The organism is Paenibacillus apii (assembly GCF_011043685.1).
Taxonomy (GTDB): Bacteria; Bacillota; Bacilli; order Paenibacillales; family Paenibacillaceae; genus Paenibacillus_AQ; species Paenibacillus_AQ sabinae.
The window spans coordinates 15,366-42,204 of record NZ_JAAKGU010000008.1 but is presented as its reverse complement, the minus strand read 5'-3'; the positions used below and the strand labels follow the sequence as shown (position 1 = coordinate 42,204).

Sequence of the window (26,839 nt, the reverse complement as noted above, 5' to 3'; positions counted from 1 at the left end):
TCCCAACAGTTTATCATTTATTTCCAGTTCATGCCGCAAAAAAAATCCGCATTTTCCGGAAACAATTCCGAAAAATACGGAACAACTTAGGTGTATATTCGCCCTGCGTTAAGTCAGCAGAGATTCGGCGCCGTCAATTACGATATGCGCTCCGGTAATATGGGACGATTCGTCCGATGCAAGGAAGCTTACAAGGTTAGCCACATCCTCCGGCTTGCCCGGCCCGTCGGCCAACGGCTGTTGCCCTTCGGGAAATTCGATCGGGATGACAATCGATTCAAGTTCTTCGGTTGGTTCGGTGCTTTGGTCGATGTTTGTGGAAATAGCCCCCGGCGAAACGACGTTCACGCGGATTTTGAATTTGGCCAGCTCCAGAGCGGCCATCTTGGCAAAGGCGACCTGCCCCGCCTTAGTCGTGCTGTAGGGCGAGAAGCCGAAGCTGGCAAACCGCCGGTTGCCGTTGATCGAGCTGGTAATAATAATGCTCCCTTTTCCTTTGCTCTTCATATGGGGAATGGTGTATTTCAAGGAGAGAAACGTTCCGGTAAGATTCACATTCAACGTGCGCTGCCAGTCTTCAATGCTAAGCTCTTCAATCGGGCCAATGGAACCGTTGATTCCCGCATTGGCAAATACGATGTCCAGCCCGCCGAAATGCTCCACCGTCTTCTTAACCGCCGCTTCCATCCGCTCGGGGTTTGAGGTATCCACATCGACGGCCAGCGCACAGCCTTTGCGGATCTGGTTCAGCTTCCGCTCCACATCGGCGGTACGTTCGTTCACCAGATCGAACAGGGCGATATTGGCCCCTTCACGGGCCATCTTGATGGCAGTCGCTCTGCCGATGCCCGAGCCCGCTCCGGTAATGATGGCTGTTTTTCCTGCAAAACGCTGCTTGGGTTCAGTATTTGGGCTCATATGTAGGCTCTCCTTCCTTTTTCACATGATAAGTTACCCTGTCTCAAGATTACCCAAAGGAACCGCCCTTTTAATCATTTCAATCCAAAAAGGTTCGCTCGTTGCCTCAGATAAAGGAAGACTATCTTACTATTTTAACCAAAAAAGACAAAACAAAACGGCCGCCTTCGGTTAAAAACCGAAAGCAGCCGTAAAAACTCTGGCAGCGCGCTTAAGCGCCGTGTAAACCTGATTACTTGTCCAATAAGCGAACATCCACTGTGACTTCAAGATTGCCCGCAACTCCGCGGTACACCCCTTTGACCGGAACAATATCTTTATAATCTCGTCCATGTCCCAGCTTCACGTAACGCCAATTCACTTCCACATTGTTGGTCGGATCGAAGCCGAGCCAGCCGCTTCCCGGGATATGCGTCTCCACCCAGGCATGGGAAGCCTGTTCAAAATCGGCGTTGCCGCCCTGAAGATCACCCACAAAATGATATCCGCTCACATATCTCGATGGAAGCCCGACGCTGCGGCAGACCGCGATCATAAGATGGGCATAATCCTGGCAGACGCCGCGTTTGAGCTTTAACGCTTTTTTGACCGTAGTGTTGACGCTTGTCGCTTCCGGATCGTAGGTGAACTGCTCATAAATGGTGGATGAGAGCCTCTTGGTCCATTCGTATAAATCCTCCGCTTCGTCAAAAGGATGCTGGGAGGCAAATTCCATCAGCTCCGGTGTTACCTCCGTATAGCGGGTCGGCAGAATAAACTCAATATAACGGTTCTGAAATTCCTCTTCCTTCATTCGTCTGACCTGATCTTCCAGATCCAGCTTCGGTAGATCACGGCGTTGGGCCCGGTCTTCCGTTACGACTGTTGCGCGGGTATGAATGACCATCTCGGTATGAGGTTTGTTCACCGAATAAGCGTGGACCCGGTTTCCGAAGAAATCTTCGTAAGTAAGTAAATTCGCCGGCGGAAAAATTTCCACCTCATGATGATAACAGGACTGCCTGTAATTGGTTCGCGGAGTGAGCCGGATTTCATTGACACTGTCCGTCACGGGCTCCGGATAAGTATACCGGGTCGTATGATTGATTTGAATTTTCATATTTTAACCCCTTCTTGCCGAAAAAAAGCACCCTCCATCGTTCTCCCCAGCTTCTGGCAGGATGACTTCAGCGACCCCAGCACCTGGTCCACCACATGCCCGGCTATATCTTCCTTCTCCATATAGTCAAGCTCCGCCCGGATCTTGCCCGCCTGACGGATGACTCGCTCATACCCTTCGCCCCGGTCGCTAAAATCAATTTCGATATTCGCCAAGTGCTCCTCGAGCTGATGGGCGGAATACCGGATGGAACGCGGAAACGAGATGTTGGTAATCAAAAATTCCAGAATGCATTCCGGGGACACCGCATCTGCGAAAAACTTGCGGAACGCCTGGTATCCGCTGACCGATTTCAACACGGCTTGAAGCTGCGTATACACCGCAGACGGTTCCTTGCCCTCGCAGGAAGAGGTCACCGATTGCAGAATGCGCACGGTATTCTCCGCCCGTTCCAGAAAGCGGCCGCTTTCGATAAACCGCCATTCATTGCCCCGCAGCATTACTGACTCCTCGGCTCCGAGGAACGTCTCCGCCCGCTCTTTAATCTGCTGGTAGAACTGATGCGGGCTCTTCATAATATCCGCAACAGACCGTTCGCCGAGCCAAAGGTTAAAGCTGTTGGCGATATCCCACAGCTCGCTCGGAAGCTGCTGGCGCAGGGTACGAAGATTGTTGCGCGCGTGATGCACGCAGGAGTACAAAGAATTGGCATTCCCAAGATCCAGTGTTATGAATGACAGAACATCCGGTTCACAAAAGCTTTCAAATTGCTGCAAATATTCATTTCTGGCTCCAAGCGCATCGATCAGTCTGGACCACTTATGTCCATCTTCCAGAAAATCTTCTTCCTGCTGAATATGATAATGCACGTCAATCAGTCTTGCATGATTCTCTGCTCTTTCCATATAACGGCCGATCCAAAATAATGATTCCGCGTTGCGGTTCAACATGTACCGTCACTCCCTCGTCCTCGTATTGATGCGATCTATTTTTCTAGGACATGACCCAGGTATCCTTGACTCCGCCACCTTGAGAGGAATTCACAACGAGCGAGCCTTCCTTCATGGCCACGCGCGTCAGTCCTCCCGGAATGACATGCGGCTTGCGATCCGCGCCCATCAGAACAAAAGCTCTCAAATCAATGTGCCGGGGGACCATCTGGCCTTCGGACAAAATCGGCGCTCTCGAAAGAGACATAATCGGCTGCGCGATATAGCGTTCCGGTTCGGCCAGAATTTTGAGCCGGAAATCCTCCCGCTCTTTCCTGCTCGCCTCGCTTCCGATCAGCATGCCGTAACCGCCTGACAACGAGGTTTCTTTAACAACCATTTCTTCGAGATGATCCAGCACATGCTGCCGTTCGTCCGGTTTGGACAGCAGATAGGTTGGAACGTTATTCAGAATCGGTTCCTCTTTCAAATAATACCGGATCATTTCCGGCACATATACGTACATGGCCTTATCGTCTGCGACGCCGGTTCCCGGAGCGTTGGCAATGGCCACATTGCCTGCGCGGTAAGCGTTCATAAGCCCCGCCACCCCAAGCAGCGAGTTGGGATCGAAGGCAAGCGGATCGATATAGTCGTCGTCTAGTCGGCGGTACAATACGTCCACGCGCTTGAGTCCGTTCATTTCTCTTAAATACAGTTTATGGTCCTGAATGACCAAATCGCGGCCTTCCACTAGATGAACTCCCATTTGCTGGGCCAGAAAGGCGTGCTCGTAATAGGCTGAATTGTATTCGCCCGGAGTCAGAAGAGCAATTACCGGATCGGGCGTGCGCGAAGGGGAAAGGCTGCGAAGCACAGACAGGAATCGGTTGATGCTGTGCTCGACGTCCCGGATGGAGCTTGAGAAAGACAGCTCGGGGAAGAGCTGGTTCATCAGGGATCTTCCTTTAAATAGGTAAGAAAAACCGGAAGGTGTGCGGAGATTGTCCTCCAGCACATAATAGTTTCCGTCGTGGTGCCGGATCAGATCAATTCCTGATGTCGTAATATAGGCGCCGCCGGGAACGCGCAGACCTGTCATTTCCGGTCGAAAATAGCAGTTGGAGATGACCATTTTACGGGGAACTATGCCGTCTTTTACAATATATTGTTCATGATAAATATCATGGATGAACAGGTTCAGCGCCGTTACGCGCTGGATAATCCCCGCTTCGAGCTTCTCCCACTCGTCCTTGGCGATAATTCTCGGGATCATATCAAAGGGGATGGTTCGTTCCATAGGATGGTCCTGAGCCGGGTTGTACAGAGTAAAGGTTATGCCCTCCTCCATCATTCGCCGCTGCATTAAATGCTGTTTGGCCTGCAGCTCCTCGGGACTCATTCCGGTAAACATGTGGTTGACATGCTTGTAATGAGGGCGGACGCTGCGTTCACCTTCGAACATTTCATCGTAAAAGTGATGCAGCGGATACGGAGACAGACCGGGCAGTGGATCAAGTTTGGACATAAGCCCGACTCCTTTCACAAAAATGTAATGTTTTTTGACAAACCATACTTATAAATAATCCAAAATCCATAAAATAATTCAATCACACTTTCATAATACGTAAACACGCTTATTCATGTCAATATATATAACAACGGATTTGATAGACTTCCATTTTATGCTAGTTTGTATGCGGTTTCCTTCTTCTGGATTGAGCATATTTGACTGAATTCTGGATTAAATGAACGCAAGAGAGGTTAGGGGGGGCTATTATGAATTTTTCATATGTTGTAATATTATAACTGTGAACTTCAAGCATTAAAAAAGCGCCGGCAGATGCCAGCGCTCATAGATGTTGATCTAATTTAAGAAAAAAGTCAGCCTTCCGGGTTCGCGTCTTCCTTCTCTTCGATAATCGCTCCCGCGAACAGAGCGTGCACGAATTGTTCGGAATCGAACGGCTGGAGATCCTCCATTTTCTCGCCGAGTCCGACCAGCTTCACCGGAAGGTTCAATTCCTGGCGGATGGCAACGACAATACCGCCTTTGGCCGTTCCGTCCAGCTTCGTTAGGACAAGGCCCGTCACTCCGCTCTTCTCGCCGAACAGCTTCGCTTGCGCAAGCGCATTCTGCCCTGTCGTCGCATCGAGCACCATCAGCACCTCATGCGGCGCGCCTGGAATCTCGCGCTGGATGACCCGGAATATTTTGGCCAGCTCTTCCATCAGATTGCTCTTGTTCTGCAGCCGTCCCGCCGTATCGCAGATCAGCACATCAACGCCGCGCTGCTGGGCGGCATGAACCGCGTCAAACATGACCGCCGCCGGGTCGGAGCCGGCGCTCTGTTTGATGACATCCACGCCTGCCCGCTGGCCCCATACTTCAAGCTGCTCGATGGCTCCCGCACGGAATGTATCGCCTGCCGCGAGCAGCACTTTTTTGCCCTCCTGCTTGTAGCGGTGCGCCAGCTTACCAATTGTCGTCGTCTTGCCGACGCCGTTGACGCCAACGAACAGAATGACCGTAATGCCGTCCGGATTCTCATTCAGCCTTACATCGTCGTCGCCGCGCAGCAGCTCCATCAGCTTGCGGGAGAGAATCGGCTGAAGCTCGGCCGCGTTCTCGATGCGCTGCTTCTTGACCTCGGTCCGCAGCTCGTCGACGAGGGTCATGACCGTATTCACGCCAACGTCGGCCCCGATCAGAATTTCTTCCAGCTCTTCGTAGAACTCTTCGTCGATTTTTTTCCGGCGGATCATCAGGTCGGATACTTTCTCCACGAACCCTTTGCGGGTCTTCTCCAGACCTTCCCGGAACTGCTTCGTCACACTTTCCGTTTTGCCGGCAATGCTTTCCTTCAATTTCCTGAAAAAGCTCAATCTTCTTCCTCCGTTCGTCATGTAAAATGGCTAAACGCCAAATTTAAGCGATCTCCGCTTCCTCATCTTCAAGCCGCACGGAAACAAGTTTCGATACGCCGCCCTCTTCCATCGTGACCCCGTAGAGCACATCGGCCTCTTCCATCGTTCCTTTGCGGTGGGTCACCACGATAAACTGGGTCTGCTCCGAGAATTCGCGCAAATATTGGGCGAACCGGACCACATTCGCTTCGTCCAGCGCCGCCTCCACCTCGTCCAGTACGCAGAACGGGACAGGCTTCACCTGCAGGATCGCGAACAGCAGCGCCATTGCGGTAAGTGCCCGCTCGCCGCCCGAAAGCAGCTGCAGATTTTGCAGCTTCTTGCCCGGAGGCTGGGCGACGATGTCAATGCCCGTATCCAGCAGATTGTCCGGGTCCAGCAGCATCAGGTCGGCCCGGCCGCCGCCGAACAGCTTGGTGAACACCGTGCCGAATTCCCTGCGGATGGCATCGAATGTCTGCTTGAACCGCTTGGACATTTCATCCTCCATCTCGCGGATCACCTGGTACAGCGTGGTCTTCGCTTCAACGAGGTCGTCCTTCTGCTCGCTGAGGAACGTATAGCGTTCATGTATCCGCTGATACTCGTCCACGGCTCCGAGATTCACTTCGCCAAGCGCAGAAATGCTCCGTCTAAGCTTCTGGACCTCGGCCTGCGCAGCAGGGACGTCCTCCGGCACGGAATAGCGCTGCTTGGCCAGCTCGTAGCTCAGCTCGTAATCATCGCTCAGTTTCCGCAAAATATTGTCCAGCTCGACGTCCAGACGGCCGACGGACACCTCAGTCGCCCGCAAACGGTCTTCCACCGCTTTCAGCGCCTGACGCTGTTCCTTCGTTTCGCCTTCCTCCAGCTCCAGCTTTCGGGTCAGCGACGTCCGTTCCGCCCTTGCGTAGTCAAGATTCTCTGCCGCCTCTTCCTTCTTGAGACGGTAGGTGTTCAAATCTTCCTGCTGCTTGACGGCTTCCTCGGCATTCGTATTCAAATCCTGCTCGATCGTTGTCAGCAGGCTGCGGTTCTGCCGCAGCTCCTTATCCTGGGAACCGGCGTCGGCCTTCAGCCTCCGCAGCTGTTCCTCCAAGGAGAAAATTTCCTGATCCAGCTTGCCCTCAGCAACCTTCATTCCGGTCAGCTTGCTTTGGAGCTCTTCCTTCTCGGTTTCGCTCGCCTTGCGGAGCGATTCAGCATTCCGGATCGCTTCATGCGCGGCTTTCTCCTCCGCTTCGAGCGAAGCCAGCTCGGCTGCCGCCTGCTCTCTTAGCTTCTCCAGTTGCTTCGCTTCATCAGCGAACCCGCTTCGCTCCGCTCCTGCGCTCTCCACCTGCTCCTGCACGTGGCGGAGCTCCTGCTCCAGCTGTCTCAGATCGCCGGCAAGCCGCTGCTCCTCCAGCCGCTTCTCGTCGCCTCCAAGACGAAGCTTCTCCAGCTTGTCATTGGAATCTTCCTGCTCCTTTCGCAGCCGGGAGATGCCGGCTTTGAGCTTGTCGATCTGGCGCTCGGTTTCGCCGATTTCTTCCTTCAGCTGATCGAGCTGGCGCTTGCGTCCCAGCAGATTGACATTCTTCTTGTGCTGGCTGCCGCCGGTCATCGACCCGCCCGCATTGACGACATCGCCCTCCAGGGTAACGACGCGGTAGCGATACTGGCATCTGGCGGCGATTCGGTTCGCCTGCTCCAGATTTTCCGCGATCACGACATTCCCGAGCAGACTGCCGACAATACTGGCATACTTATCGTCAAAGCCGACCAGCTCGGAGCCGATGCCGACGAATCCGTCTGCTCCCACAATCATTCCGCGGTCGCTGCCGGTAATCTGCCGCGGCCGGATGACATCAAGCGGAAGGAACGTAGCCCGTCCAAGCTGCCGCTGCTTCAGAAAAGAAATCGCCTGGCGCGACACAGCCTCGTTCTCCATCACGATATGCTGCAGCGAAGCGCCCAGGGCGGTTTCGACGGCCGTCTCCAGCTTCTCGGGCACGGAGATCAGCTCGGCCACCGCGCCGTGGACGCCGCTGAGCTGGCCCTTGCGCGCGCCTTTGAGCACTTCCTTGACGCCGAGCATGAAGCCGTCGAAGTCGTCCTGCATTTCCTTCATCGTCTCATGCCTGGAGACCTGGGCTTCCCGCTTCTGCTCCCACTTGCGAAGCCCTGTGTGGGCTTCATCCAGCAGCTTCTGCCTTGCCACCGTCTGTTCGCTCTCGGTGATATAGTCCTTCCGCAGCTTTCCAAGCTCATTGCCCAGCGCCTCGATGGCGCTCTTCAGCTTGCCCTGCTCCCGCAGAAGCTCCTCATTCCGCGCCGTCCATTTTCCGCTCTCTTCCTCGCTGCGGTTCATCCGCCGCTCCAGATTTTCCTTCTGCTGGTCGGCATAGCGGATTTCGTTGCGCGCCTGGGCCATTTTGTTCATAAGCTCCAGCAGCGTGCTCTTCAAGCTCTCCTCTTTGCTCTGGCTGAGCCCGTCCGTAACACCCGACAGCCTTGCTTCTTCTTCCTTCAGCTGGTTTCGCAGCTCGGCAAGGCGGAGTCGTGTCTGTTCCAATGTCTTCTCCAGAGCGCTCAGCTCGCGCAACCGGTCTTCCGAACGCTCTCCGACCGAGCCGATGGCCTGAAGCAGCTGCTCCCTGTTTTTTTCCAGATGCCGTCTGCGTTCTTTCAGCAGTTCACCGTACCCTTCGCTCTTCTCGAAAGCTTCGCTGTACCGCAGTAGCTGCTCCTGAAGCTTCTCGATCTTCTCCTCCAGCTGACGGAGCGCGGCTCGTCCGCCTTCAAGCTTGGCGTCATGGGCCGTGACGACCGTCGACAATTGAAGCTGCTCGTCCCGCAAAATCTCCAGCTTGGCGTTGCCATCCTTCCACGCCTCATGAATCCCCTCGATCTGATGGACGTAGACGGATATTTCCAGCTGCTTCAGCTGCTCTTTCAGTTCCTTGTAACGGGTTGCTTTCTCGGACTGCTCCTTCAGCGGACCAATCTGATCCTCCAGCTCGCTGATCAAGTCGTGGATACGCAGCAGATTCTGTTCCGTCTCATCGAGCTTCCGCCCCGCATCCTTTTTCCGCGACTTATATTTAACGATTCCCGACGCCTCTTCGAAGATCCCCCGCCGATCCTCGGACCGGGTGCTGAGAATTTCCTCAATCCGCCCCTGTCCAATAATGGAGTACGCCTCGCGGCCGATGCCGGTGTCCATGAACAGCTCCGTAATATCCTTCAGGCGGCACGCCTGCTTATTGATCATATACTCGCTGTCGCCGCTGCGATGGACCCGCCGCGTTACCGTCACTTCGCTGAAGTCGAGCGGCAGGGCATGATCTTCGTTGTCCAGCGTCAGCGACACTTCGCCATAATTGACCGCCTTGCGGGCATCGCTTCCGGCAAAAATAATATCCTCCATCTTGCCGCCGCGGAGCGATTTGGCGCTTTGTTCACCGAGCACCCAGCGGATGCCGTCGGAAATGTTGCTCTTGCCGCTTCCGTTGGGTCCGACGACAGCCGTAATGCCCCGCACGAACTCCATCTCCGTTTTGTCGGCAAATGATTTAAAGCCAGCTAATTCAATCCGTTTCAAAAACATACGTTGCCAGTCACCTCCGCCCCATTATACCATAGCGTTCCATACCCACAAAGAGAACGTTGCCATGAAGAGCAGGATGTTGGAAGATAGCTGGATTGTGAAATATAAAATTGACAGATATTGCAATTCGTGATGTAGTAAAGCTGTTCTCATTTCTATTTTTTACTATTTAAGTTTTTTTCTATATTTCAAATCTTTCATTAATAAGGGTGATGGAGATGAAGCGTGGACCTGAACAGCAAGGACACATTATTCGCTACCGGCAAGGCCGAATCACCAGGGAACCGGATCTCATCGTGACAGAGCATCCGGTCACACTCAAGATCAACGGTGAAGAATTCGTGACTCTGGTTTGCACACCCGAGCACATTGAGGACATGGCGGTCGGCTATTTGGCGTCGGAAGGCATTATCCGGGGAATTCAGGACATCAAGGAAATGTGGACTCAGGAAGAAGAAGGGTACGTACACGTATCCACTGACCGCTGGAATGAGCTTCACCGCCAGCTGTATGCCAAGCGTTATGTCAATTCCTGCTGCGGCGGAGGGCGTCATGGCTTCGTGTTTGTTAACGACGCAAGGACGGCCAAGATGATGGACGGTGTTCATGTCTCTTTATCGTTTAAAGATTGTTTTCGCCTGATGGAAGAAGTGCAGACCGGTTCTGAGCTGTTTCACCGGACGGGCGGGGTCCACTCTGCCGCGATTTGCGATACCGACGGGGTGCTGCTCGCCCGCAGCGATATCGGCCGGCATAATGCCCTCGATAAAATTTACGGCCACTGCCTAAGACATGCGATGAACCTGAATGACAAAATCATCGTGTTCAGCGGCCGGATTTCATCGGAAATTCTGCTGAAGGTCGCCAAAATCGGCTGCGAGATCATTTTGTCCAAATCCGCCCCGACGGCGCTGGCCCTTGAACTAGCTGAACAGCTCGGGATTACGACCGTCGGCTTCATCCGGCAGGACTCATGCAACGTGTATACACGACCGGAGCGGATCAGCGATTGTGCTCTTCTGAACAGCAATTGAACAAACTCCGATTTCAAGCAGAAAGCTCATAGTTCTTCATTTTTTACTTTTGTTACATTATTTACATGTTTGTGCTTGCAGGAAAGGTTCACCTGTTCATCTTGGGGAGGGATGTACAACGGATCATTTACTGGATCAATTATTGGATCGTTTATATGCACAAGAATCGTTGGATTCCGAGGAAATTATCCTGCTGCTCGAAAATCTTGGCCCGGCTTCCCGAAGGTGGCTGCGGACTTTAGCCCACAGGAAACGGACGGAACGTTACGGTACGAAGGTCTATTTGCGAGGTCTGATTGAATTCTCCAATATATGCAAACAAAACTGCCTGTATTGCGGAATTCGCTCCGCTAACAAATCGGCCTCCCGTTACCGTCTGCAGCTCGAAGAAATTATGGACTGCTGCCGGGAAGGATACGACTTGGGCTATCGCACCTTCGTTCTGCAGAGCGGCGAGGACGATTGGTATACGGCGGACAAGCTGGCGAGACTTACTGCCGATATCAAGCGGAGCTGGCCGGATACGGCGGTGACGCTTTCGATCGGCGAACGTGATGACGAGACGTATACCCGGTTATTTGAAGCGGGTGCCGAGCGTTTTTTGCTCCGGCATGAGACGGCTTCCCGAAGGTTGTATGAAGCGCTGCATCCGACCATGACCTTTGAGAATCGGCTGGACCGCTTACGGGCTTTGAAAACGATCGGCTATCAAGTCGGTGCCGGGTTTATGGTCGGATTGCCCGGGCAGACGTCTCAAGACTTGGCCGAGGATTTACTGTACCTCAAGGAGCTTAATCCGGACATGATTGGCATCGGGCCTTTTTTGCCGCACCAAGCGACGCCTTTAAAGGACGAGCCGGCCGGAACGCTGGAAGCCACACTGGATATGATTGCTCTTGCGCGGCTATTCGTGCCGGACGCCCTGATTCCGGCTACGACTGCGATGGGAACCGCCCATCCATACGGACGAGAGCTCGCACTGCAGGCGGGTGCAAATGTCGTCATGCCCAATTTGTCGCCTCTGTCCGTGCGTCCGAAATATACGTTATACGACAATAAAATATGCACGGGAGACGAATCGGCGCAGTGCCGGTTCTGCCTGGAGCAGCGGATCGAGACTGCCGGATTTCGAGTTGATATGGGCCGCGGAGACAGTCTGAACTGGCTGTCACGTCCTCAGATTAAAATGAACTCAGAAAGAAGTGGATGTTCGTGAACCGAGTAAATGAGCGCCGTCCGGCGGATTTTATTCAAGATGAGGAAATCAAGGGTGCGCTGCAGTACGGGGAGACAGCGGTTAACGACAGCAAGCTCATAACCGCAATCCTGGACAAAGCAAGAATGTGCAAAGGCCTGACTTCTCGCGAAGCCGCGGTGCTGCTGCATGTGAATGATGAAGAAACGCTGGAGCGGCTGTATCAGGTATCCCGGGAAATCAAGGAACGGATTTACGGCAACCGGATCGTGCTGTTCGCCCCCCTCTATGTCAGCAACTATTGTGTCAATAACTGCGTCTACTGCGGATACAAGCATTCCAACTCCGAGTTTGAGCGCAGCCGTCTCACTCAAGATGAAATTGCCCAGGAAGTCAAGGCTCTTCAGTCCCTTGGGCATAAACGGCTTGTCCTTGAAGCGGGGGAAGACGCTAACCACTGTTCCATCGACTACATTCTGGAATGTATCCGGACCATATACGAGACCAAGCTGGACAATGGCAGTATCCGGCGGGTTAACATCAATATAGCCGCCACGACCGTGGATGATTACCTCAAACTGGCCGATGCCGGGATCGGAACGTATATTTTATTCCAGGAGACGTATCACCGGCCCAGCTACGACAAATACCATCCGCAAGGGCCAAAAAGCGATTACGACTGGCACACGACCGCCATGGACCGGGCAATGAAAGCCGGGATCGATGATGTCGGCATCGGCGTCCTGTACGGACTCTACGATTATAAATATGAGACCATTGCCATGCTGCAGCACGCCGAGCATTTGGAGCGGACATTCGGCTGCGGACCGCATACAATCTCTGTCCCTCGTCTCCGGGAAGCGGAGAACGTGAATCTGGACAATTACCCCTATCTTGTAAGCGACAGTGATTTTGCGAAGATTGTCGCCGTACTGAGGGTGGCCGTACCTTATACGGGGATGATCCTGTCCACCCGTGAAGACCCGGAATTCCGCGACCGGATCATTAGGCTGGGTATATCACAGATCAGCGCAGGCTCAGCCACCGGCGTTGGCGCGTATAGCGTCAATAAAGACAAGGACGATAAGCCGCAGTTCACTGTCGGTGATCACCGTTCTCCCATGGAAATTATCAAAAGTCTGTGTCAAGACGGCTATGTTCCCAGTTATTGCACCGCCTGCTACCGCGAAGGTCGGACGGGAGACCGCTTTATGCAGTTGGCCAAATCAGGGAATATCCACAATGTATGCCAGCCGAATTCCTTGATGACCTTTCAGGAATACCTGCTGGATTACGCCGACGAGGAAATGCGTGCCATCGGGGAGCAGACCATTCGCGAGAATCTGGAGCGCATCCCCAAGGAATCCGTTAAGAGAGCCACGATAAAGCAGCTTGCACGCATCCGTTCGGGCGAGCGGGACCTTCGATTCTGATAACAATCATAATTGAACATATATTCACAAAAATACCCGGAACCTTGAAAAAGGAACCGGGTGTTGTTATTAACCGAAACTCAGCTCGTCTTCCCATGCCAGCATCGCGGACGGGAACATTTCAATCGCCCTTGGGAATACCCCATGGACATACGCAATAAACACGCCATAATTGACAATTGGGACCCCCACGGCGGCGGCTTCCTCTATTCGATGCAGCATTGCTCTGCGGTTCAGGATGCAGGCTCCGCAATGAATAATGAGGGAGTACTGGCTAAGCCCCTCTGGAAAATCACTTCCGGCGGCATGCTCGATCTGCAGCCGCCTGCCTGTAATCTCCCGGAGCCAGCGGGGAATTTTGACGGTGGCGATATCGTCGGACTGCCGATGATGCGTACAAGCCTCTGCAATCAGCACCCTGTCGCCGTCATTCAGGCGGCTGATCGCCTGTACCCCGCGAACAAGCCGGGGAAGATCGCCTTTATAGCGCGCGAACAAAATAGAGAAGGAGGTGAGCCACACATCCTTCGGTGTGTCGGCCTGCGCTTTCAGGAACGCCTGCGAATCTGTAATCACCACTTTCGGCTTGCGCCCGAGTGAAGCCAACGTATGCCCAAGCTCCTGCTCCTTGGTCACAACAGCTACCGCATCGCATTCCATGATGTCGCGTATCGTCTGCTGCTGAGGCAGGATCAGCCGGCCTTTGGGCGCCGCTTTGTCGATCGGGACGACAAGAACCGCAAGATCGCCGGGATTTAACAGATCGCCGACAATCCGGAACTTATCTTCTTCCTTTGGCAGGGAGGCGACAATCAACCTCTTTAATTCGCCGATTCCATAGCCGGTGGCGGCACTTATTGGAACCGGCTTACAGCCGAGCGCGGCTTCGGCTTGTAACCCAGCCGCGCCGACCTCACTTTCATCTCCCTGAACGTGAAGCAGATCGATTTTGTTTAATACCACTATCGCCGGAATCCCTCTGTCGGAAATCGTCCGCAGCAGCTCCTGCTCAAATTCGCCGGTTCCACAGGCTGCATCCACAACTAGCAGCGCCAAATCGGTTTTGTTTAGTATGCGCATCGTTTGGTGTATACGCTGCTGTCCCAAATCGCCAACGTCATCCAGACCGGCTGTATCAATAAGGACCACCGGACCGACCGGCAGAAGCTCCATTGGCTGATAGACCGGATCGGTTGTCGTACCACTCACCGGGGAGACAATCGAGGTCTCCTGTCCGCCAAGCGCATTGATCACGCTTGATTTCCCCGCATTTCGCCGCCCAAACACGGCAATATGCAATCGTTCTCCTCTTGGTGTACCGTTCAAGCTCATAAAGTACTCTCCTTCGCTTTCCCTTCCCTCAATAGATACCACTACCGCTTCCGGGAATCCCCGGCTTGGTCACTTCCAGCGGATGAAGGATCGCTTCGACTTGCTCCTCCGTCATCAGGCCGCTCTGCCGCACAGCCTGTTCAAGCGGCAGCCCCGCGGCCGCCGCTTCTCTGGCCAGCTCCGCCGCGGTGTCGTAGCCAAGATAAGCTGCAGCTGCTGCAGCCATCACTCCCGAGCGGTCAAGATTTTCCCCGCATCGGGCGGTGTCAAGCGTCAGCCCTTCAACGCACCGCTCTTTAAATTGCGGCACGGCACGGCTTAGCAGCTCCAACGATTCCAGCAGCGCCTCGGCGATCAAGGGCGTGAACGCATTAAGCTCAAGCTGCCCGCTTGCCGCCGCCAGCGTTACCGCCGTATCGTTGGCGATCACCCGCATCGCTACGGACCCGGCCATCTCGGCGATAACCGGGTTGACCTTGCCGGGCATGATGGAGGAACCTACCTGCACGGCGGGCAGCAAATATTCGCCAATTCCGCCCTGCGGTCCGGAACCCAGCAGCCGGAAATCGCCCGATATTTTCAGCAGATTCACCGCAGCCGCTTTGAGCAGACCCGAAGTCTCTACGAACACATCCATATTCTGCGTCGCATCCATGGGGAAATCGCTTCGGCATAAGCCGAGGACGGTCATTTCACGCAGCTCCTCCGCAACAGCGTAAGCATATTTTAGCGGGGCGTTCATCCCCGTTCCGACAGCCGTACCGCCAAGGTTGATCTCCCTCAACCGCTCCTCCGCTTTATACAGCCGCCACCGGTCGCGGGCTACCGCCTTGGCGTAAGCGCCGAAGCTCTGCCCGGCCAAGATCGGCAGCGCATCCATCAGCTGCGTCCGGCCCAGTCTTAGCACATCGGCAAATTGCCGCTCCTTCTCCTGCAGCGATTCCTGAAGAGAAGACAACTCGTCACTCAAGAGACGCAGCAGCGGAATGACAGCGATGCGCAGCGCGGTCGGATATACGTCGTTCGTGGACTGATAGAGATTGACATGATCAATGGGATGGACCAGCTGGTAGTCCCCCTTCATTCCGCCTAATCGCTCGATGGCCCGGTTGGCAATCATCTCATTTACATTCATGTTAGTGCTTGTTCCCGCTCCGCCCTGATAGGCATCTACAATAAAATGATCGTCCAGCATACCCGCCAAAATATCATCGCATGACAGCTGAATCGCTTCAGCTACGGATTCCGGAATAGCCCCTTGTTGTCCGTTTACTTTGGCCGCGGCCTTCTTGACTAACACCATCGCCTGCATGAGCCGCCTATGAGCCGGGCATCCGCTGACCGCAAAATTGTCCCGGGCGCGTACGGTATGAATCCCGTAATAGGCATCTTTGGGAACGGAGGCATGGCCAAGCGAGTCCTTCTCCATACGGAAGCTGGATTCATCAACCATCTTAAAGATCACCCGCCGATCTGTGACATTTGACGCATCATCGTAGGCTGGGCAGGCTTGTGGCCCGGCTGAACAATCATCTCATGGCGCTGGGGCTTGGCTTCAAGCGAACGCCGGATTGCTTGTCTAAGCAGTTCGTCATTGCCGATATACGGTTTCAGATCCCACTCATCGTTCCAGTAAAGGCAGGGCTTGACGGAGCCGTTCGCCGTAATGCGCAGCCGGTTGCAGGCCATGCAGAAATGATCGCTGACCGGATTAATCAGACCGAATTCTCCGGCAGCTCCGGAAATCCGGTAATACTTGGCCGGCCCCGAGTCATCCGTCGTACCGCAAAAAGACGAGCCTGACAGACGATCGGCAGGCTCAACACGCCTTGCGTTCCAGCCTTTCTCCGCGCACTGCGCCATTATGCCATCCAGTGGCATATATCCCGCTTTCCATGCATCTGCCTGCTTGCCGATCGGCATATATTCGATGAAGCGGATTTGCAGCGGATAATCCAGGGTCAGCCGCAAAAACGATTCGATCTCGTCATCATTGACTCCCTGCATGAGTACAACATTAAGCTTGAGCATTTTGAATCCGGCCTTAAAGCAGGCCTCTATCGCTTTGATTACCCGGGACAAATCACCCCCGCGTGTAATCATGGCGTACCGATCCGGGAGCAGGGAATCCAGACTGATGTTCATGTCGGTCAGTCCCGCCCGGAAGAGCGCCTCAGCCTTGGTCGCCAGCAGCATGCCGTTTGTGGTCAGGCCAACGCGGCTGATGCCAGGAATGGCGCTCAATCTGTCCACAAGGTCTTCAAGATGGGGCCGGAGGAGCGGCTCTCCCCCGGTAATTCTCACCTTGGTGACCCCCATCTCCGCGAGCACACTTACGATGGCAGCGATCTCGTCAAAGGTGAGCAGGTCCTTCTTGAAAGGATATCCGGCCGTTTTGCCCGGCCTGCAATATTGGCAGCCCAGATTGCAGCGTTCCGTAACGGAAATTCGCACATAATTGTGCACACGGCCAAAGGAGTCAACCAGATGATCGGACAAAGAATTCACCTTGCTTTCTATTTTTTCTGACTGTATATGATTGCATGCAGTTTGGGTCTAATAGCCGGACAAGCCGCCAAACTGCTGCAGAAGCTGAGCGCTGGCCGCTCTTTTCCGGGCAATCGATTCATCAATTTCACCGGGGACAATGAACCGCAGGGCACTTGTCGGGCACACACGTACACATTCCGGCCCATTGCCGCTTTCTTCACACAGATCGCATTTATTGGCAACAATTCTTTCCTTTGGACTCCATGTGCCCTCTATAATTTTCCGCAGCCCGGATTGCCGCTGTTTTCGGCCTTCCTGGTATGCGGTTACCATCGTAATAGCCCCGTACGGGCAGGCCAGCATACAGGTTTTACAGCCGATACACGTATCCTGGTTAATAAAAATCGCATTGTCCTTGTTCAAAATCGAGCCGTTCGGGCACACATTGGCACAAGGCGCATCCTCACAATGCCGGCACTGGACCGGAGCGGTAACCTCGTCCGTTTCAATGACGGTGAGACGCGGGTAAAAAGCGATCTCGCTTTCTTCCTGCTCAAACAGACGGTTTCCCGAATGCGCAACGACACAGGCCGCTTCGCAAGTATGGCAACCTATACATTTATCCGGATCGGCAAGTACGAAACTGTTCATGTCTACTCCTCCTTGGCACTTCTTGATATAAACTTGGTGTGGAGCAAATGATGGGAGACGTGGCCCAATGGCTCACCTAAAAAATCTTTATATAATTTAATAATGGCCGGGTTCTCATGCGACTTGCGGACCTTTTGGTTGGAATCATGACGGTAAATCGAGCTCTTCCTGGCCTGATAAGCGGCCTTCCGCTGCGTTTCCAGCAGAAGCTTCGGCTGTCCGCCGCCGCTGACGCATCCTTCTGGACAGGCCATCACTTCGACAAAATGGTAAGGGCAGGTCCCTTCGGCGGCTTGCTTCAAAATGGTCGAGACGTACTTGAGCCCCGCGACCATGGCGACTCTAAGCTCCAAATCACCGATCTGAACCGTTGCCGTACGGATTCCTTCATCTCCTCTGATAAAATCAAGCTGGAGATTCGGAATGGACTCATGCATTACTAGTTCATACCCTGTTCGGATCGCCGCTTCCATGACCCCTCCGGTTGCCCCAAAAATCGTCCCCGCCCCCGAATATTTACCTAGCGGCGAGTCAAACGGTTCGTCGGGGAGATTAAGAAAATCAATGCCCTTGTCCTTGATTAATTGGGCGAGCTCCCTCGTTGTAATGACAAGATCGACTTCCCGAAGCCCGTCGACATTCATCTCTTCCCTGCCGGCTTCAAACTTCTTACAGGTACACGGCATGACTGCCACGCTGAAGATATCAACAGGATCGACTCCATCCAATTCGGCGCTGTAGGTCTTGACCAGGGCTCCCACCATTTGCATCGGCGACTTGCAGCTCGACAGATGTTCCAATAACTGCGGCGCGGCCGTCTCCGCATGCTTGACCCAGGCCGGACAGCAGGATGTGAACATGGGAAGCCGCTCGCCGGACATGACTCTGCTTATCAATTCGCTGCCCTCTTCCATAATCGTGACGTCAGCGCCGAAGTTCGTATCATACACCCGGTCAAAATTCAGCTGTCTTAACGCAGCCGCCATCTTGCCAGGCGTCAGGGTGCCGAACGGCAGGCCGAATTCCTCGGCAAGCGATACGCGGATAACCGGAGCGCATTGCACGACTTTATACAATTTCGGATCGGCCAGCGCTTTCTTAAGCTCCGGTGCATGTCCGATCGAATAAGCGGCGAATAAAGGTTCGCGCACGCTCGAAAGCTGCTCTCGTTGTCGCAGCTTCTCCGTGCGGGAAGCTGCGGAAGGTTCGCTATCCGCGGCATAAGCGGAGCATATCTGAACACATTGCCCGCAAACGACACAGCGGTGCGCGTCAATACTCTGCGGAGCGCCCGCTTCCCCGGTAATGGCATCCACCGGGCAGACCGCCGCGCACCGTCTGCAGCCGGTGCACAGCTGCTCGTCAATATGAATAATCGGATCGAGGTTTGGCATTACAGATATACCTTTCTTTTCTGAAATAAGGTTCGTCATAATTTCAGCCTGCTTAAGCAGCTCAGGCTTTCAGCCGCCCGTGAGCGTGAGGTCTCACGTTCCGGACTGACCAGCGTCAGCGCCTGTTCCGGACAGACGGAGACGCAAGCCGGAACCGGACCGCCTCCGTCTCCGGCGTGGCTGCCTGTAGAATATCCCGCGTTTGACGCTGCCATTTCTCCGGACACCGTTGTTGTTCCGGGAACCGCGATATTGCGGCATAAATCACATTTATAAGCGACGACTCTCGCTTTCCTATCCAAACCACCGTTCTGCTGTTCCCTTAAGAAAGGCTGCTTCAACTCCTGACCGCCGGTGTACGCCTTGTACAGGCTGATCGCGCCAAACGGACATACCATGGCGCAGCCTTTGCAGCCTATACATCGATCCTCATCGATCAGAATCGCGCCATCCTCCTGCCGGATCGCCTGCACCGGACACACGCCTGCGCACGGCGCATTCTCGCAGTGCCGGCACTGAAGCGGCATGGTGAAGCTGTCTGTCCGGATGACATACAGCCGTGGAAGGACCGGCGTGGTCACCGTACCAACCGCTCCGGCCACCCCGTGATCCTGGTTATGCACCGCGAAGCAGGCCAGTTCGCACGCTTTGCAGCCTATGCATTTACTGGCTTCGGCAATGACGAACGAATTTGTCCGTTCATTCTTCATGCCTGACCCGCTCCTACGTGCATTTGCTTTCTGAGCGAATCATACTGCTGCTGCACCTGCTGCTCGGCACGAAGCTGATCTGGAATTCTCTCCAGGCGAATCGCGCAATATTTGTATTCCGGCGTCTTGGAGACAGGGTCCAAAGCATCGCCGGTCAGCTCGTTGCAAGAGCCAATCCAGAAATGATAGGTCATATAGGTCGCGCCTTGCTTGACCCGTTCGCTGACTTGCGCCCTGGCCACCACTCTCCCCCGCCGGGAAATAATACTAACGAGTTCCCCGTCTTTTATCCCAAGGCTGGCGGCATCCCCGGGACTGACTTGAATATTGCCCGGCTCGTCGGACAGTTGGCTGAGGGCACGGCAGTTCCCGGTCATGGTGCGAACGGAATAATGTCCGACTTCACGGACGGTCGACAGCGTTAACGGATACTCCTGATCCGGCTGCTCCAGCGGGGCCCGCCATTCCGCGGCAAACAGCTGTCCTTTGCCGTTAGGCGTTGAAAAACGATTGCCTTCGTACAAATACGGCGTGCCCGGATGTTCTTCGGACGGGCACGGCCACTGAACGCCGCCCTGCTCCTCCATCTTCTTATAGCTTGCTCCCGCAAATGTCGGACAGAGTGCTCTCATCTCGTCCCAAATCTCCTCGGTATTGCGGTAAGACATCGGGTAACCCATCGCCGTGGCAATCTCGCTGATGATCTGCCAGTCCGGCTTCACATCCCCCGGTGGATCGATCGCTTTTCGAATCCGCTGAAATCCGCGGTCGGCTGATGAATATACCCCATCATGTTCGCCCCAGGAGGTGGCGGGCAGGATGACATCCGCATGCAGCGCCGTCTTGTTCATGAAAATATCCTGTACAATGACAAACTCCATCTTCTCCAGTGTCTCTCTTACTTCAGCCGCGTTCGGATCACTCTGCACCGGGTCTTCGCCAAAGATGTAATAAGCCTTCACCTTGTCTTCCTTCAGTACCAGATGGGGAATTTCCGTCAGGCGATAACCGATATTATCCGGCAGTGTCACGCCCCAGGCCTTCTCGAATTTTTTGCGGATTTTGGGATCGGTGACCGACTGGTAACCCGGATATACATTAGGCAGCGCCCCCATATCGCATGAGCCCTGTACATTGTTCTGCCCGCGGACCGGTCCAATGCCGACTCCGGGTCTGCCGAAGTGACCGGTCAGCAGCGCCAGCGAAGCGAGTCCTTTGACAACATCCACCGCTTGAGCGAATTGGCACACTCCCATGCCATACAGAATCATCGCTTTATTCGCTTTGGCGTACTGCCGCATCACCTTGCGGATCTCCTGTGCTTTTACACCGGTGATGCTTTCGGCATATTCCGGCGTATACTTTTGCACACCGGCCTTATATTCTTCAAACCCTTCGACATAATTGGCTACATAATCCTTGTCATACAGCTCTTCTTCGATGAGCACATTGCCAAAAGCATTTACAAGCGCCATGTTCGTTCCCCCTTTGAGAGGGAGCCAGGTATCCGCAATTCTGGCCGATTCGGTCTTCCGTGGATCGGACACGATAATCGCAGCGCCTTTCTGCTTCGCCTTGACGATTCTTCTGGCTACAATGGGATGTGTAACGGCTGCATTATAGCCAAAAATAAAGAGCAGATCCGTATCCTCGATTTCCGGAATCGAATTCGACATGGCCCCATCGCCGAGCGAATAGGTCAGCCCCGCCACAGAAGGCCCATGGCATACTCTGGCACAGTGGTCAATATTGTTGGTGCCGACCACCGCCCGCATAAATTTCTGCATCACATAGTTGGCTTCATTCCCCGGTCCTCTGGCCGAACCCGTGCCCATGATCGCATCCGGTCCATATTTTTCCTTTATAGCCGTAAGCTTCTCTGCTGTAAATTGGATGGCCTCCTCCCAGGAAACTTCACGTAAAACCCCTTCTTTACGAATCATCGGCTTACGAAGGCGCGCGGTCAGAATCTGCGGATCATTCAGAAAATCCCAGCCATAATGGCCCTTCAGGCACAGGTTCCCTTCATTCGTTCTCCCGTCAGCAGGCTCGGCTCCCACAACCTTCCCATCCTCAACCAGCAAATGCATCTGACAACCGCTTCCGCAGTATGGGCATACCGTCAGAACTTTGTTCGCCATTAGTTAACCACCTCTTCATGTGATTTTTTGCACAATTTATACAATAAAAAATAAGCCAATACAAAGTATATTCAGAACATACACCGTGTACTGGCTTATTAAAAAGCGAAGAAGCATACGCTCTTTCTCTTTAATCAAACCGATTTATTCAGTTGAATCATAATTGCCCGGCCGCTTGGACAAAGCTCGTAAATCTGCCATGTATACGTAAACCGGCTGCCAAGCGTCTCTATCATTTCGGCCATAAATTCTTTTTCCAAATAAGGCTTTAGCACTTTCCAATATTCCGCAACGAGATCGACAGCGCCTTCCTTTACCAAAATCTCCGACAGGCTCGAGAGAACCCCTCTAATCTCAATCGTGATTAATTGGCTGCTCTCCAGCTTAACCTTCACATTCTCCGGACCTTTGCCTCGATAATGCTTGACAATCTTGACTACAAGCCTTCTGATCTTCTCCTGGTATTCGAATTCAGACATCCAAACACCTCAGCAGTATCATTTAGATATGGTATTTTATTTCATTTATTACATGTTCATGTTAGACTTTTCCAAATTTCTTGTCAATACACAAATTAACACAAATCCATCCATTTTCAATTGTTTAGCAAGAATTTTCGACATGATCACCAGAAAATAAAAAAGAGCAGCAAAGGTCTGAGTTCCATCACTACGATGAATTCAGAGCTTTGCTGCTCTGCTGCGTTTCGTATAACCTGCTTGTTCAATTAGCCCAATTTCTCAGAACCGTCTTCTTTCAGACGCAATAGCGCAGCTGCAGCAGCCTGCTGCTCTGCCTCCTTCTTCGAGCGCCCGCTTCCCCTTCCCAGGGTACGGCCGGACATGCTCACTTCGGACACGAATTCACGTTCATGAGCCGGTCCCCGTTCCTCAATAATCCGATATTCCAGGGTGCCCATCCCATGATGCTGAATCAATTCCTGCAGTTCCGTCTTGAAGTCGTTAACTCCTAGCAGCAGCTTGCCGTCCGTCTCCACCAAAGGGAGCACATACTCAGCCAGAAACTGGCGCACCGTCTCCAAACCCTGATCCAAAAAAAGCGCTCCGATGAAGGACTCGAACACATCCGCCAGCAGCGCCGGCCGCGTACGTCCTCCTGTCAGCTCTTCGCCTTTGCCGAGCAGCACATAGCGGCCAAAGCCGAGGTTCTCGGCGAACTTGACCAGCGAGGGCTCGCAGACGATTGCGGCCCGCAGCTTGGTTAATTCGCCTTCCGGCCGATCCGGAAGCAGATTGTACAAATATTCGGAAACCGTCAGCTCCAGAACGGCGTCGCCCAGAAATTCAAGACGCTCATTGTCCTGGTGCTGATTGAAGCGGTGTTCATTGACATAGGACGCATGGGTAAAAGCCTGCTTCAGCAGCTGAGAATCGTGGAATTGAATATGAAGTTGACTTTGTAATTGCTTCAGGTCCCCATTCATCGCACGGTCTCCTTACTGATTGTATTTTTTCAAAATAACGGTTGCGTTATGTCCTCCAAATCCAAATGAGTTGGACATAGCGATGTTCAGATCCGCTTTGCGCGGCGTATTCGGAACGTAGTCCAGATCGCACTCGGGGTCCTGGTTATCCAGATTGATCGTCGGAGCGATCATGCCGTTTTGCAGGGAAAGTCCGCAAATGATCGCCTCAACGCCACCGGCCGCTCCGAGCAGATGGCCTGTCATCGATTTCGTGGAGCTGACCGCCACCTTGTACGCATGGTCGCCCAGCGCCTTCTTGATGGCCGCCGTCTCAGACTTGTCCCCTACGGGAGTCGAGGTGCCGTGAGCGTTAATATAATCGATTTCATCCGGCTGAATGCCTGCGTCGCGGATCGCCATCTTCATGCAGCGGGCTGCTCCATCCGGATCGGGCTCAGTCATATGGTGCGCGTCGCCGCTCAGGCCATAACCGATGACTTCGGCGTAGATCCGGGCGCCTCGCTCAAGCGCATGTTCCAGCGATTCCAGCACCAGAATGCCGGCACCTTCGCCCATGACAAATCCGTCTCTGTCCGTGTCGAACGGACGGCTTGCCTTCTCAGGTTCATCATTGCGTGTGGACATCGCTCTCATCGCACAGAAACCGGCCACGCCTGTCGGACGGATCGTCGCTTCCGCTCCGCCGCAGATCATGGCGTCCGCGTCGCCGCGCTGAATCATGCGGAAGGAATCGCCGATGGCGTGGCTGCCCGTGGCGCAAGCGGTAACCTGCGTCGTGTTAGGGCCTTTCGCTCCAAGGCTGATGGACAACTGCCCCGAACCCATGTTGGCGATCATCATCGGGATAAAGAACGGGCTGACACGTTTTGGGCCTTTTTCAAGCAGCAGGTTATGCTGGTCTTCCCAAGTGCCAAGTCCGCCGATACCCGAGCCGACCGATACGCCCACTCTCTCGGGATTAATGTTCTCGCCAAGCACGAGACCGCTGTCATTCAGCGCTTTCTGCCCTGCCGCAAGGGCGAATTGTACGAAACGATCCATTTTGCGGGCTTCCTTGCGGCCGAACAGCTCGTCGGGATCAAAATCTTTAATCGAAGCAGCGATCCTTGTCGGATATTCACTGACATCGAAAGCTTCGATAGTAGATACGCCGGACTTGCCGTTCATCAGGCTGTCCCAGAACGTCTCCAAATCTTTCCCCAGCGCTGTCATCACGCCCATACCGGTAATAACCACTCTATGACTCAAACGCATTCACCCCATCTGTTAACTGTTAGCTTGATTTCTCTCTTGATTAATTGCTATATATACCGCAAACGCCGCGAATAAGGCGGCGGTTTGTTGTTTTCCGTGGAAATTCGCGTGTCCGAGCTTTTCATTCGCCAAGACTTAGTCGCTTCTAAAAATGAGGAGAAGTCCCGCCTTAAGCAGGTACGGGACTCTTTAAGCAAAGGACTCTAGGTATGAGATTGTATGTAGTTTACAACTTCACCCACGGTCGTAATTTTCTCTGCATCTTCATCAGAGATTTCCATATCGAATTCATCTTCCAATTCCATCACCAATTCTACAACGTCGAGAGAATCAGCTCCCAAATCATCTTTGAAAGACGCTTCAAGTGTGACTTCGGCTTCATCGGCGCCTAAGCGGTCGATGACAATGCGCTTTACACGCTCCAATACATCGGACATCCGGTTCACCTCCTCTTTTGGTATTATACGAGATATGAATCCAAAATACCATAGAGCGAAAAAAACGCTTTACAGCAGCTCATTCCCGTACTTAGCACCCCGGTAAGGGGCTTCTGATCACTTTACATGTACATGCCGCCATCCACATGAAGGGTCTGTCCCGTCATATAAGCCGCTCCCTCCGACGAGAGGAAGAGGACAGCCGACGCGATTTCTTCCGGCAGCCCGAGGCGGGCCAGCGGAATGCCCTTCGCGAGATCGGCGCGTACTTCCTCGGACAGCTGCCGGGTCATGTCGGTGTCGATAAAGCCAGGGGCAATGCAGTTGACCGTAATTCCGCGGGAAGCCAGCTCGCGCGCGGCCGACTTGGTCAGCCCGATAATGCCTGCCTTGGCCGCCGAATAGTTCGCCTGCCCGGGATTGCCCGTCACGCCGACCACGGAGGAAATGTTGATGATCCGGCCATAGCGCTGCTTCATCATCGGGCGGGTAGCCGCCTTCAGGCAGTTAAACACGCCTTTCAGATTCGTCTCGATGACCTGGTCGAACTCTTCTTCTTTCATCCGCATGATCAGATTGTCGCGTGTAATCCCGGCATTGTTGACGAGAATATCGATCCGTCCCCAAGCGTTAAGGGTCTCTTTAACCAGAGCTTCCGCCTGTTCGACGCTGCCGACATTCCCCCGGAGGGCGATGCCTTCGGAGCCGAGCTCCGCGATGCGTTCCACGGTTTCCCGGGCCGCATCCTCGCTGCCAGAATAGTTCACGGCAACCTTGACGCCGTACTCCGCAAGCGCCAGCGCGATGCTGCGGCCGATGCCGCGCGACCCGCCGGTGACGAGGGCCGTCTGGCCCCGCAATGATGAGAACATCCTAGTAGTCCCCTTTCATAATCCGTAAAACTTATTTGCGCGGTTCAAATCCGTTCACAGGTCAGGCAAGTGCCTCAATGCTTGCCAGACTGTTGATGTTGATCACTTTGATGTTCTTATCAATTTTGCGGATAAGTCCGGCCAGCACGCTTCCGGAACCAATCTCGACAAACGTGTCCACGCCATCTGCAATCAGCCGCTCCACGGAGTCCTGCCACAGCACCGGCGAATATACTTGCCGTACCAGCAGCTCGCGGATCTCCTGAGGATCGGTAACGGGAAGAGCAGTAACGTTTACGACAACCGGAACGGACGGAGCATTGAACGTGATCTTGGCAAGCTCGTCCGCCAGACGCTCTGCCGCCTCCTTCATCAGGGAGGAGTGGAACGGGCCGCTCACTTCCAGCGGAATTGCCCGCTTGCCGCCCGCTTCCTTCACTCGCTGAACGACTGCGTTCACGCCTGCCTGCGAGCCGGATACGACAATTTGTCCCGGGCAGTTGACGTTCGCCAGCTCTACCGGGCCTTCCTGCTCCGATATGCTCCGGCACAGCTCGGCCAGCGCCTCGCGCTCGGCCCCCAGTACGGCCGCCATCGCGCCTTGTCCTCCCGGCACGGCTTCTTCCATAAACCGGCCGCGCAGACGCACGAGCTTGACGGCGTCCTCGTAGGTCAGGACTCCGGCTGCAACCAGCGCGCTGTATTCGCCCAGGCTGTGCCCAGCCACGTAATCCGGCTCAAGGCCTTTGCCCTTCAGCGCTTCCAGATAGGCTGCGCTTGCGGTCAGCAGCGCAGGCTGCGTGTTGACGGTCTGTTTCAGCTCGCTTTCAGGCCCTTCGAAGACGAGCTGGCTAAGCGGAAAGCCGAGAACCTCATCGCCTGTTTCAAATATCGCGCGGGCCTCGGGCACGGCATCAAATACATCCTTCGCCATGCCGACCGCCTGCGCGCCCTGTCCGGGAAATACGAATGCGATTTTACCCATTATGCTATAACTCCCTTTC

22 protein-coding genes are annotated in these 26,839 nt (G+C 54.0%); 3 read left to right on the top strand and 19 right to left on the bottom strand.

What is annotated here, in order from left to right; translation table 11 throughout:
* Positions 1-108: 108 nt before the first annotated feature.
* From G5B47_RS16725 to smc, 6 genes are all read right to left on the bottom strand, one after another.
* Positions 109-918 carry an SDR family oxidoreductase gene (locus tag G5B47_RS16725; protein ID WP_165100293.1) on the bottom strand — a complete coding sequence of 270 codons (810 nt, stop codon included), beginning with the start codon at positions 916-918 and terminating at the stop codon, positions 109-111.
* 232 nt (positions 919-1,150) lie between these two features.
* The gene (locus tag G5B47_RS16720; RefSeq protein ID WP_165100291.1) at positions 1,151-2,017 is read right to left on the bottom strand and encodes a transglutaminase family protein; all 867 of its coding nucleotides are present in this window, start codon (positions 2,015-2,017) and stop codon (positions 1,151-1,153) included.
* Positions 2,014-2,967: an alpha-E domain-containing protein gene (locus tag G5B47_RS16715; protein ID WP_165100288.1), complete on the bottom strand. Its 954-nt coding sequence runs from the start codon at positions 2,965-2,967 to the stop codon at positions 2,014-2,016. The genes G5B47_RS16720 and G5B47_RS16715 overlap by 4 nt, the downstream gene beginning before the upstream one ends.
* Before the next feature lie 43 nt (positions 2,968-3,010).
* Positions 3,011-4,474: a circularly permuted type 2 ATP-grasp protein gene (locus tag G5B47_RS16710; protein ID WP_165100286.1), complete on the bottom strand. Its 1,464-nt coding sequence runs from the start codon at positions 4,472-4,474 to the stop codon at positions 3,011-3,013.
* Positions 4,475-4,830: 356 nt separating this feature from the next.
* The gene (gene ftsY, locus G5B47_RS16705) at positions 4,831-5,832 is read right to left on the bottom strand and encodes a signal recognition particle-docking protein FtsY (protein WP_165100283.1); all 1,002 of its coding nucleotides are present in this window, start codon (positions 5,830-5,832) and stop codon (positions 4,831-4,833) included.
* A 43-nt stretch (positions 5,833-5,875) separates the two neighbouring features.
* On the bottom strand, positions 5,876-9,445 hold the full coding sequence (gene smc / locus G5B47_RS16700) for a chromosome segregation protein SMC (RefSeq protein ID WP_165100281.1): 3,570 nt from the start codon (positions 9,443-9,445) through the stop codon (positions 5,876-5,878).
* 218 nt (positions 9,446-9,663) lie between these two features.
* On the opposite strand from smc, the gene fdhD reads away from it, so the two are divergent.
* From fdhD to hydG, 3 genes are all read left to right on the top strand, one after another.
* The gene (gene fdhD / locus G5B47_RS16695) at positions 9,664-10,479 is read left to right on the top strand and encodes a formate dehydrogenase accessory sulfurtransferase FdhD (RefSeq protein ID WP_165100278.1); all 816 of its coding nucleotides are present in this window, start codon (positions 9,664-9,666) and stop codon (positions 10,477-10,479) included.
* A 142-nt stretch (positions 10,480-10,621) separates the two neighbouring features.
* Complete coding sequence (gene hydE, locus G5B47_RS16690; protein ID WP_235957204.1) at positions 10,622-11,695, top strand: [FeFe] hydrogenase H-cluster radical SAM maturase HydE; 1,074 nt, start codon at positions 10,622-10,624, stop codon at positions 11,693-11,695.
* Positions 11,692-13,107, top strand: a complete 1,416-nt coding sequence (gene hydG / locus G5B47_RS16685) for a [FeFe] hydrogenase H-cluster radical SAM maturase HydG (protein ID WP_328804562.1) — start codon at positions 11,692-11,694, stop codon at positions 13,105-13,107. The genes hydE and hydG overlap by 4 nt, the downstream gene beginning before the upstream one ends.
* A gap of 69 nt (positions 13,108-13,176) precedes the next feature.
* Here hydG and hydF read toward each other — a convergent pair whose 3' ends face one another.
* The 13 genes from hydF to fabD form a co-directional block, all read right to left on the bottom strand.
* Complete coding sequence (gene hydF / locus G5B47_RS16680; RefSeq protein WP_165100272.1) at positions 13,177-14,439, bottom strand: [FeFe] hydrogenase H-cluster maturation GTPase HydF; 1,263 nt, start codon at positions 14,437-14,439, stop codon at positions 13,177-13,179.
* 28 nt (positions 14,440-14,467) lie between these two features.
* Positions 14,468-15,892 (bottom strand): aspartate ammonia-lyase, encoded by a 1,425-nt coding sequence (locus tag G5B47_RS16675; RefSeq protein ID WP_165100268.1) that lies wholly within the window; start codon positions 15,890-15,892, stop codon positions 14,468-14,470.
* 8 nt (positions 15,893-15,900) lie between these two features.
* Positions 15,901-16,947 carry a GTP 3',8-cyclase MoaA gene (moaA, locus tag G5B47_RS16670; RefSeq protein ID WP_328804561.1) on the bottom strand — a complete coding sequence of 349 codons (1,047 nt, stop codon included), beginning with the start codon at positions 16,945-16,947 and terminating at the stop codon, positions 15,901-15,903.
* 48 nt (positions 16,948-16,995) lie between these two features.
* Positions 16,996-17,580, bottom strand: coding sequence for a 4Fe-4S dicluster domain-containing protein (locus G5B47_RS16665; RefSeq protein ID WP_165100263.1), 585 nt, complete (start codon positions 17,578-17,580; stop codon positions 16,996-16,998).
* A gap of 2 nt (positions 17,581-17,582) precedes the next feature.
* On the bottom strand, positions 17,583-18,974 hold the full coding sequence (locus G5B47_RS16660) for a [FeFe] hydrogenase, group A (protein ID WP_165100261.1): 1,392 nt from the start codon (positions 18,972-18,974) through the stop codon (positions 17,583-17,585).
* 35 nt (positions 18,975-19,009) lie between these two features.
* Positions 19,010-19,684, bottom strand: coding sequence for a 4Fe-4S dicluster domain-containing protein (locus G5B47_RS16655; protein WP_165100259.1), 675 nt, complete (start codon positions 19,682-19,684; stop codon positions 19,010-19,012).
* The gene (gene fdhF / locus G5B47_RS16650) at positions 19,681-21,825 is read right to left on the bottom strand and encodes a formate dehydrogenase subunit alpha (protein ID WP_165100255.1); all 2,145 of its coding nucleotides are present in this window, start codon (positions 21,823-21,825) and stop codon (positions 19,681-19,683) included. The genes G5B47_RS16655 and fdhF overlap by 4 nt, the downstream gene beginning before the upstream one ends.
* A 134-nt stretch (positions 21,826-21,959) precedes the next feature.
* Complete coding sequence (locus G5B47_RS16645) at positions 21,960-22,304, bottom strand: Na-translocating system protein MpsC family protein (RefSeq protein WP_165100253.1); 345 nt, start codon at positions 22,302-22,304, stop codon at positions 21,960-21,962.
* 248 nt (positions 22,305-22,552) lie between these two features.
* Positions 22,553-23,269 carry a ribonuclease III gene (gene rnc / locus G5B47_RS16640; protein WP_165100250.1) on the bottom strand — a complete coding sequence of 239 codons (717 nt, stop codon included), beginning with the start codon at positions 23,267-23,269 and terminating at the stop codon, positions 22,553-22,555.
* Between the two features lie 12 nt (positions 23,270-23,281).
* Complete coding sequence (gene fabF / locus G5B47_RS16635) at positions 23,282-24,520, bottom strand: beta-ketoacyl-ACP synthase II (protein ID WP_165100247.1); 1,239 nt, start codon at positions 24,518-24,520, stop codon at positions 23,282-23,284.
* Positions 24,521-24,729: 209 nt separating this feature from the next.
* Positions 24,730-24,963: an acyl carrier protein gene (gene acpP, locus G5B47_RS16630; protein ID WP_160036471.1), complete on the bottom strand. Its 234-nt coding sequence runs from the start codon at positions 24,961-24,963 to the stop codon at positions 24,730-24,732.
* A 122-nt stretch (positions 24,964-25,085) separates the two neighbouring features.
* A complete protein-coding gene (fabG, locus tag G5B47_RS16625; RefSeq protein ID WP_025334827.1) occupies positions 25,086-25,835 on the bottom strand; it encodes a 3-oxoacyl-[acyl-carrier-protein] reductase in 750 nt (249 codons plus the stop codon).
* Positions 25,836-25,896: 61 nt separating this feature from the next.
* Positions 25,897-26,820: an ACP S-malonyltransferase gene (gene fabD, locus G5B47_RS16620; RefSeq protein ID WP_165100244.1), complete on the bottom strand. Its 924-nt coding sequence runs from the start codon at positions 26,818-26,820 to the stop codon at positions 25,897-25,899.
* Positions 26,821-26,839: the final 19 nt, after the last annotated feature.

What these genes read in the sequence shown, in the direction of transcription:
- G5B47_RS16725 (WP_165100293.1), bottom strand. Translation starts at nt 918, where the DNA reads ATGAGCCCAAATACTGAACCCAAGCAGCGTTTTGCAGGAAAAACAGCC.
- G5B47_RS16720 (WP_165100291.1), bottom strand. Translation starts at nt 2,017, where the DNA reads ATGAAAATTCAAATCAATCATACGACCCGGTATACTTATCCGGAGCCC.
- G5B47_RS16715 (WP_165100288.1), bottom strand. Translation starts at nt 2,967, where the DNA reads ATGTTGAACCGCAACGCGGAATCATTATTTTGGATCGGCCGTTATATG.
- G5B47_RS16710 (WP_165100286.1), bottom strand. Translation starts at nt 4,474, where the DNA reads ATGTCCAAACTTGATCCACTGCCCGGTCTGTCTCCGTATCCGCTGCAT.
- smc (WP_165100281.1), bottom strand. Translation starts at nt 9,445, where the DNA reads ATGTTTTTGAAACGGATTGAATTAGCTGGCTTTAAATCATTTGCCGAC.
- fdhD (WP_165100278.1), top strand. Translation starts at nt 9,664, where the DNA reads ATGAAGCGTGGACCTGAACAGCAAGGACACATTATTCGCTACCGGCAA.
- hydF (WP_165100272.1), bottom strand. Translation starts at nt 14,439, where the DNA reads ATGAGCTTGAACGGTACACCAAGAGGAGAACGATTGCATATTGCCGTG.
- G5B47_RS16675 (WP_165100268.1), bottom strand. Translation starts at nt 15,892, where the DNA reads ATGGTTGATGAATCCAGCTTCCGTATGGAGAAGGACTCGCTTGGCCAT.
- G5B47_RS16665 (WP_165100263.1), bottom strand. Translation starts at nt 17,580, where the DNA reads ATGAACAGTTTCGTACTTGCCGATCCGGATAAATGTATAGGTTGCCAT.
- G5B47_RS16660 (WP_165100261.1), bottom strand. Translation starts at nt 18,974, where the DNA reads ATGCCAAACCTCGATCCGATTATTCATATTGACGAGCAGCTGTGCACC.
- G5B47_RS16655 (WP_165100259.1), bottom strand. Translation starts at nt 19,684, where the DNA reads ATGAAGAATGAACGGACAAATTCGTTCGTCATTGCCGAAGCCAGTAAA.
- fdhF (WP_165100255.1), bottom strand. Translation starts at nt 21,825, where the DNA reads ATGGCGAACAAAGTTCTGACGGTATGCCCATACTGCGGAAGCGGTTGT.
- G5B47_RS16645 (WP_165100253.1), bottom strand. Translation starts at nt 22,304, where the DNA reads ATGTCTGAATTCGAATACCAGGAGAAGATCAGAAGGCTTGTAGTCAAG.
- rnc (WP_165100250.1), bottom strand. Translation starts at nt 23,269, where the DNA reads ATGAATGGGGACCTGAAGCAATTACAAAGTCAACTTCATATTCAATTC.
- acpP (WP_160036471.1), bottom strand. Translation starts at nt 24,963, where the DNA reads ATGTCCGATGTATTGGAGCGTGTAAAGCGCATTGTCATCGACCGCTTA.
- fabG (WP_025334827.1), bottom strand. Translation starts at nt 25,835, where the DNA reads ATGTTCTCATCATTGCGGGGCCAGACGGCCCTCGTCACCGGCGGGTCG.
- fabD (WP_165100244.1), bottom strand. Translation starts at nt 26,820, where the DNA reads ATGGGTAAAATCGCATTCGTATTTCCCGGACAGGGCGCGCAGGCGGTC.